Below are 7,062 nucleotides of genomic sequence, written 5' to 3'. Positions count from 1 at the left end.
AGACCCGAAGGATAATAAGAAAAGCATAGTCATACGCAATATCCATTTCCGCGGGACTGTTGCCGTCGATGGCTTTTCCGAACATGTGTATTTACTGAACATCAATGCGGCAACAGATGTTAGCATATCGGATTGCTGGTTTAGCGGTTGGCGAGGAGATGCTATTTATCTGGGTTCAAGTAACTTTGCTCATACAGAAAGACACAATAGGAATATTATTATAAAAAACTGTGATTTTGATGGAGTAAATAATGAAAATAGGAATGCCATAAGCGTAATAGATTGCGATGGACTGGAAATCTATAATAATACCTTTAAGAGATGCACAAGACAAAATATGCCCGGCGCAATTGATATAGAGCCAGACGCTAACAGGTTTGCAGTTATTCGCAATATTAATATTTCGCGGAACAGATTCAGTCAGATAGGTGGTAACGTTGGTATAATTTCGCTTGTATTGCCATTGAAACAAAAGGAATTACTTAGCCCATCACGAAACATTACAATACAAAACAACGCAATTGATGGATTGATAGGGACTGGACGTTCTAAGGGATTAAACATAACCCAGAACCAGAATGCTGACGAAGCAGATAGTTCGAACGAAATCACAATCGCCTACAATGAAATAAAATATACAAGTCGTCCGTTTGTATTGTGGGGAGTGAAAGGAGTAAGCATCGAGAGCAATGTATTTGCAGATTCCTTATTTGCGGCTCTTGTGTCATATACTAATGGCAACAATCCACGCGATGTTGTCTTCAAGAGCAATATTTTTAGAAGGCTGGGGACTAGTGATAGCTATGAAGTTACAGTTTTTGGCGCAGAAAATATCTCATTTTTCCAAAATACCTTTGATAATATTGCTCATACAATAAACAAACATGGCAGTGCCATTGATTTATCCAGATACTTCGGCAACAAAATGACGATAGAAGATAACCATTTTAAAAACGGAGGATCTGCCAATGCTGTAATAATTAGCCGCAATAGACATGATAATGCTGAGTTATCGAATTACATAACGCAAAATAACTCCTTTGACCCCGGCATTAAGTCGGTATCTATTCAATAATTATGGCTATCTCGCTAGATATCATCATCGTAAATTGGAATTCAGGTGATCAGTTAAAAGTCTGCATCTCGTCCATTGGGGGTGCAAAACAAGATGATTTTATCCTTAGTGATGTAATTATTGTCGATAATGCATCCACAGATGATTCTTTGAATGGTATCGATCGTCTTGGGGTGCCGGTCAGGGTTATCCGGAACAGCGAGAATCGCGGTTTTGCTGCTGCCTGTAACCAGGGCGCAGCATTGGCCGACAGCGACTATCTGCTGTTTCTTAACCCCGATGCCTATCTGTTCGAAAACTCCCTGATGCTGCCTATTGCCTTTATGGAACGTGCGGAAAACACCAAAATAGGGATTTGTGGAATTCAACTAATTGATGAGTCTGGTGAAGAATGTTTGAGTTACGCAAAATTTCCTGATCTGGGGAGGTTTGTTATCCAGGCAACAGGTTTAAATATGGTTCATGCAATGACTGAAAATAATAAGGTTAAAAATAAATCGGACGATTCAGGTGTTTTGGTGGTTGATCAAGTGATAGGTGCATTTTTTGTTGTCCGGAAGGTGGTTTTCGATCAGCTCAAAGGATTTGATGAACGTTTTTTTGTTTATTTTGAGGAAGTTGATTTTTCGTTGCGCGCTCATAATAATGGATGGACAAGTGTGTGTTTGACCGGGGCTCAATGCGGCCATGTTGGCGGATTATCATCACGTCAGGTTAAAGCATCACGGCTTTTCTATTCGCTGCGCAGTAGAGTTTTATACAGTTTCAAGCATTTTTCCTTGTTTTCAGCAGTAACATTATTGGTAGTGACATTGGTGCCTGAATTTTTTAGTCGATTGATATTTACTTTTATCAGTAGTGCATGGAGTGATTTCGGACATACCGTCCACGGATATTCCATGTTGATCAGGTCGTTGCCAGCCACTCTCAGGATCGCAATTCAAATGCGGAAGTTATGCAAACAGGATACTATGCAATGAACAATGTCATTGACAAGCATGGTTTATTGAGTAAGCAAATCCTTCCTGACCCATTGGTGTTGGAGTTGGGATGCGGTTCGAGAAAAAGAACTGCCGGTGCTATCGGAATAGATGCTCTTGATTACCCTGATGTAGATATCGTGGGAGAAGTTTACGACGTATTGAGACAGTTCCCAACAGCTCATGTAAATCAGGCAAACGCATATCACTTCATTGAGCATGTAGACGATATCAACAAATTAATGTTTGAATTGTCCAGGATACTCAAACCTGACGGTCTTGTTGAGTTTGTGGCCCCGCATTTTTCGAGCCCTTATTTTTTTTCAGATCCAACGCATCGAAGTTTTTTTGGATTATATACGTTTTGTTATTTATCTGTTGGCTCTCCTTTCCGCCGCAAAGTGCCTACCTACCAAAGGGATTTTTCGTTTAAATTAGAGCGCGTAGATTTGCGCTTTAAATCTCCACGACCATTCTTTATTCGGCATACAGTAAAGACATTCATCGGGAAAATCTTTAACTCGTGCAACTTTATGAAGGAGCTGTACGAAGAAAACTTCTGTTACTTATTTCCGTGCTATGAAATTTGTTACCAACTTCGACGATTGGAACCAGAAACAAAGCCGGAATAAAAAGTACCAGTCTTTCTCCTATAAAGATTGTCAATACGTCCCATTACCTGTTGAGGAATGAACAGGTAATGGGAAATTGGGGCTTACCTTACGATGAAGAGAGTCCTCCTTCTTACCCGTTACGGCAACCTCGGCGCCAGTAGTCGCCTCCGTTTTTATCAGTACTTACCTTACCTGGAATCCCACGGTTACAGTATTACGGTCGCACCATTGTTCGGAAATGATTACGTGCGCGGTCTGTACCAGGGCCGAATTCCAACGTTTTCGGTGCTGCGAGCTTATATCAGACGACTCGGCTTCATGTTGCAATCAGGCCAGTTTGATCTGGTGTGGGTAGAAAAGGAGATGTTGCCGTGGGTTCCAGGTTTGATTGAGATCGGGTTTTTCCCTCCCAAAGTTCCCTTACTTGTGGATTACGACGATGCGGTATTCCATCGTTACGACCTTCATCGTTTTCCAATTGTACGCACTCTACTCGGTTCGAAGATTGATTCCATCATGCAACTAGCCGAAGTAGTGATAGTTGGCAATCCTTATCTCCGGGACAGGGCAAAACAAGCTAAGGCGAAACGCATTGAAATGATACCTACAGTAGTGGATGCTTCCCGATACGCAGTTGCGCTTACTGCCATAAAACAGCCGGTTACCATCGGTTGGATCGGCTCCCCTGCAACTGATCGCTATTTGAGTCTAGTTATGTCTGTTATTCAGAAAACCAAAATATCTCATAACATTCGAGCGGTGGCAGTTGGGGCCAGCGGTGAGCATTTGGCCGGTTCATCCATCGAGATAAGAGCTTGGACGGATGAGAACGAGGTAGCGGAAATTCAGCAATTTGATATCGGCATTATGCCTCTTCACGATGAAGAATGGGAACGTGGCAAGTGCGGCTATAAACTAATCCAGTATATGGCCTGCGGAAAACCAGTAGTGGCATCGCCTGTGGGGGTGAATTCGATTATTGTTCAACATGGCGTTAACGGTTTTCTTGCAAGGAACGAACTGGAATGGCTTCAGGCGTTTGAGCTTCTTTGCAATGATCCGCTTTTACGACAGAATTTTGGACGTGCTGGTCGTGCGCATGTTGAAAAAGAGTATTCGTTGGATGTGATGGCGCCGAAACTGGAAGAAGTTCTGCGTTCTGTGTAAGGGCATAGTGCATGTGTGGCATAGCAGGCATATTGGGCAGCCGCCTTGAAATACTTGAAGCCATGTCAGCAAGGCTTAATCATCGCGGTCCTGATGACTCAGGTCATTGGTCGGATACCAATGCCGGGGTAGGATTGGCTCACCGACGTCTCTCGATCCTCGACCTCTCCCCAGCCGGCCACCAGCCAATGGCATCACCTTCCAGCCGTTTTGTAATCGTTTATAATGGCGAGATTTATAATCATCTGGAGATAAGAAAGGAACTGGAGCATTCTGGGTGGGAGAGCTTGTGTCGTTGGCGGGGGCATTCGGACACCGAAACGCTTCTGGCCGGTTTCGATGCCTGGGGGATAGAGACTACCCTCCAGAAGTCCGTTGGCATGTTTGCCATGGCCGTATGGGACAAAGCGGAGAAAACGTTGACCCTTGCCCGTGACCGTTTTGGCGAGAAACCGCTTTATTACGGGTGGTCCGGCAACACATTCCTGTTCGGCTCCGAACTGAAGGCGTTGCGCGCCCATCCTTGCTGGCATGGGCGGATTGATCGAGACGCTCTGGCGCTATATTTCCGCCATAATTATATTCCAGCGCCGTATTCGATCTACAGCGGCATCCGCAAACTGATCCCCGGAACGATGTTGACAATGCAGACCGGATCGCTTGCGGCCGGAGTTCTTCCCGAGCCTAAGCCCTACTGGTCTATGCGACAGATGGTTGAAGCCAGCGCGCGTAATCCGTTCCAGGGGACGGAGAGGGAAGCGGTCGACCATCTGGAAAATCTTCTCTCCGATTCGATCCGGCAACAGATGGTTGCTGATGTTCCCTTGGGGGCTTTCCTTTCCGGTGGGGTCGATTCATCGACCATTGTTGCCCTGATGCAGGCCCAGACCGACCGGCCGGTCAAGACCTTTACCATTGGTTTCGAGGAAAATGGTTACAACGAGGCTGAATACGCCAAGGCTGTTGCCCGTCACCTGCGTACCGACCACACGGAGTTGTATGTAACGCCTCAAGATGCCCTGGATGTTATCCCTATGCTGCCTGCTCTCTACGACGAGCCATTCTCGGACTCGTCGCAGATTCCGACGTTTCTGGTTGCGCGCATGACCCGTCAACATGTCACCGTCTGCCTGTCAGGTGACGCCGGGGATGAGCTGTTCAGCGGATACAACCGTTATTTTGTGGGAAGGGCGCTCTGGCATAGGGTGGGGTGGCTGCCACCGCGGGTGCGTGCTGCAATGGCCGTGAAGTGTGCTTCGATTTCTCCAGCTCGTTGGGATGCGTTCTTCAGGATTTTGCCACAGCGTTTCCGACTTGGGGGTTCAGGTGACAAGTTGCACAAGTTGGCCGATGTGCTGGCAGTTGATTCCCCTGAAACGATGTACCGGCAGCTCGTATCGCACTGGAAGGATCCCGCCGCCATCGTTCCCGGCTCCAGGGAGCCGCTGACCGTCCTGACTGATCGAACGGCATGGCCGAACCGAGCGGATTTCACCGAGCGAATGATGTACCTGGACACGCTCAGCTATCTTCCGGACGATATCCTGGTGAAAGTTGACCGTGCGGCCATGGGGGTAAGCCTTGAAACCCGAATTCCGTTTCTCGACCATCGCGTCGTCGAATTTGCCTGGCAACTGCCGCTTGATCTCAAGATTCGGCACGGCCAGGGGAAATGGATTCTTCGTCAGGTGTTATACCGTTATGTGCCAAAATCTCTAATTGAGCGTCCCAAGACAGGTTTCGGCATACCGCTGGACAACTGGCTGCGTGGGCCGCTGCGGGAGTGGGCCGAGTCGCTTATAGGTGAAGAACGATTGAGGCGGGAAGGTTTTTTACATCATGAACTAATCAGACAGAAATGGCAGGAGCACCTTTCAGGTACCCGCAACTGGCAATATTACCTCTGGGATGTGCTGATGTTTCAGGCCTGGCTGGAGAACGAACGGCGATAAAGGCTTTCACGCCGAGACGCGAACACCCGTTTTTCGGGGTAACCCCATTGCCGATCCGATCTCCCGGATCACCGCTACGTACCGCTCGATCACGATACGCTCATCGAATTCCCGCTCCATCTTGGCTCGGCCGGCCATACCCATCTCCGCTCTTTCTTCCGGTGACATCAGGATCATCAGTGCCATCTTGGCTGCCAGATCGGCAGCGTCTCTCACTTTGCACAACAAGCCGGTAACGCCATTGTCAACCGCGTCGCGGCAGCCGACGGCGTCGGTCGCTATGGTTGGCAGCCCCATGCTTGAAGCTTCCAGAAGCGTGCGCGGAGTACCTTCACGATAGGAAGGCAATACAACACAGTCAGCATCGGCGTAATACGTGCGTACGTCGTCGGTTGATCCGAGATACGTAATGACCCCTTCAGCTTCCCAGCGTTCGACGTCGCTGCGGGACACGGCGGAGGGATTCTGCACGTCGAGGAATCCCAGAAGCCTGAATTCCGTTTCGGGATATTTAGATTTCAGTTGGCGCGCCGCCTCGACGAATTCCCTTACTCCCTTATCCCACAACAGGCGGGCTACCAGCAAAAAGACGCAATGCTTCCGCGGACCGGCGTGCTGTTCGGGAGTAAACCATTTCAGATCGACGCCGGAGCCGGGTAAGCGTCTAGTCCGCTTTGAATCCACCAGTCCGGTGCGGATGAATTCCGAGCGGTCCTCTTCATTTTGAAAGAACACAGTATGCGGATGGCGAAAGGAGAGTCGATACAGACCCATCATGACCGTCTTGAGCAGGCTGCCGCGCATGAAGCCGGTCCCGAGACCGGACACGTTGGCCACCACCGGGATGCCCGACAGACGGGCCGCCAGGGAAACATAAATGTTGACCTTGGGGGTGAAGGAAAGAATCAGTTCAGGTTTTTCACGCCGCAGCAGGGCAGACAGGCGGGATAGTGTCACCAGTTCGCACAGAGGGTTTGTTCCGGCATTATCCATTTCCAGGTGCAGATGCCGTACTCCCAACGCCTCAATGCGCGCCACATACTCATCCCGGGGAGCAAGAACCGTAATCCGGTGCCCTTGCTCTCTGAGAGCCGCGATCAGGCGACGGCGGAAATTGAAGGTATACCAGGTGGTATTGGCAGTGATGAAGATGTCCATGGGAGTCCCGAGAGAAGTTAGATGATTTCCGAGACAATCGGTGCTTTCGGGTAACGACCGAAAGAGCAACTCCGTTGATAGAGGGGATGGTCGGCATTCTATCAACGGAGTTGCTA

General features: G+C 48.5%; 5 protein-coding genes and 1 pseudogene. 5 read left to right on the top strand and 1 reads right to left on the bottom strand.

Annotated features, from left to right (window positions below):
* The 5 genes and pseudogenes from M6689_RS04585 to asnB form a co-directional block, all read left to right on the top strand.
* Positions 1–1,075: pseudogene (locus tag M6689_RS04585) on the top strand (hypothetical protein); the annotation flags it as partial.
* Between the two features lie 2 nt (positions 1,076–1,077).
* Entirely contained in the window at positions 1,078–2,055 is a 978-nt protein-coding gene (locus tag M6689_RS04580; RefSeq protein ID WP_298268356.1) for a glycosyltransferase family 2 protein, read from the top strand.
* On the top strand, positions 2,052–2,687 hold the full coding sequence (locus M6689_RS04575) for a hypothetical protein (protein WP_298268354.1): 636 nt from the start codon (positions 2,052–2,054) through the stop codon (positions 2,685–2,687). Before M6689_RS04580 ends, M6689_RS04575 begins: the two co-directional genes overlap by 4 nt.
* Before the next feature lie 93 nt (positions 2,688–2,780).
* Positions 2,781–3,836, top strand: coding sequence for a glycosyltransferase family 4 protein (locus M6689_RS04570; RefSeq protein WP_298268352.1), 1,056 nt, complete (start codon positions 2,781–2,783; stop codon positions 3,834–3,836).
* Positions 3,837–3,847: 11 nt separating this feature from the next.
* Positions 3,848–5,788, top strand: a complete 1,941-nt coding sequence (asnB, locus tag M6689_RS04565) for an asparagine synthase (glutamine-hydrolyzing) (RefSeq protein WP_298268350.1) — start codon at positions 3,848–3,850, stop codon at positions 5,786–5,788.
* 6 nt (positions 5,789–5,794) lie between these two features.
* On the opposite strand, the gene M6689_RS04560 is transcribed toward asnB, so the two are convergent.
* Positions 5,795–6,946, bottom strand: a complete 1,152-nt coding sequence (locus tag M6689_RS04560; protein WP_298268348.1) for a glycosyltransferase family 4 protein — start codon at positions 6,944–6,946, stop codon at positions 5,795–5,797.
* Positions 6,947–7,062: the final 116 nt, after the last annotated feature.

Origin of the sequence: Geobacter sp. (assembly GCF_027327745.1) — a bacterium.
In the GTDB taxonomy this organism is placed as follows: domain Bacteria; phylum Desulfobacterota; class Desulfuromonadia; order Geobacterales; family Geobacteraceae; genus Geobacter.
Note: the sequence above shows the minus strand (reverse complement) of the source record. Positions and strands in the feature narration are given on the sequence as shown.

Excerpts from the sequence above, each read along its gene's own strand:
- M6689_RS04560 (WP_298268348.1), bottom strand. The coding sequence starts at position 6,946 with ATGGACATCTTCATCACTGCCAATACCACCTGGTATACCTTCAATTTC.
- M6689_RS04580 (WP_298268356.1), top strand. The coding sequence starts at position 1,078 with ATGGCTATCTCGCTAGATATCATCATCGTAAATTGGAATTCAGGTGAT.
- asnB (WP_298268350.1), top strand. The coding sequence starts at position 3,848 with ATGTGTGGCATAGCAGGCATATTGGGCAGCCGCCTTGAAATACTTGAA.
- M6689_RS04575 (WP_298268354.1), top strand. The coding sequence starts at position 2,052 with ATGAACAATGTCATTGACAAGCATGGTTTATTGAGTAAGCAAATCCTT.
- M6689_RS04570 (WP_298268352.1), top strand. The coding sequence starts at position 2,781 with ATGAAGAGAGTCCTCCTTCTTACCCGTTACGGCAACCTCGGCGCCAGT.